This is a genomic window from Streptomyces pseudogriseolus, from assembly GCA_002154585.1.
Taxonomy (GTDB): domain Bacteria; phylum Actinomycetota; class Actinomycetes; order Streptomycetales; family Streptomycetaceae; genus Streptomyces; species Streptomyces pseudogriseolus.
On the sequence record MUNG01000757.1, the window covers coordinates 1 to 518 of the forward strand.

General features: G+C 73.4%; 1 pseudogene. It reads left to right on the forward strand.

The features are described 5' to 3' along the window. Positions 1-108 precede the first annotated feature (108 nt). A pseudogene (locus tag CCN29_RS34585) lies at positions 109-518 on the forward strand (protein kinase domain-containing protein); the annotation flags it as partial.

Sequence of the window (518 nt, forward strand, 5' to 3'; positions counted from 1 at the left end):
CCCATGACCTACGCCGCCCCCCGGCCCCGTACAAACTCGGGCGAGGTGTCGCCATACTGGACGAGACAGGGGGAGGCAGGACGGACCACGACGGGGGCGGCGTAGGTCATGGGGGACGACACACGGCTGATCCAGGGCCGGTACCGGCTGCTGGACCGCATCGGACGCGGCGGCATGGGGGAGGTCTGGCGGGCGCGGGACGAGTCGCTCGGCCGGCAGGTCGCGGTGAAGTGCCTCGACCCGCTCGGCGCGCAGCGCGACCCGTCGTCCGGGCGGGTGCTGCGCGAGCGGTTCCGCCGCGAGGCGCGGGTGGCGGCCTNNGGTGCACGACTTCGGCGAGTCGGAGGGCAGGCTCTTCCTGGTGATGGAGCTGCTCCAGGGCCGTGACCTCAGCCGCCTGCTGGAGGACGACAAGCACCGTCCGCTGCCCGTCGACGAGGTGGTCCAGGTGGCCGCGCAGGTCGCCGCCGCCCTCGCCTACACCCACGACCAGGGCATCGTGCACCGCGACCTGAAGC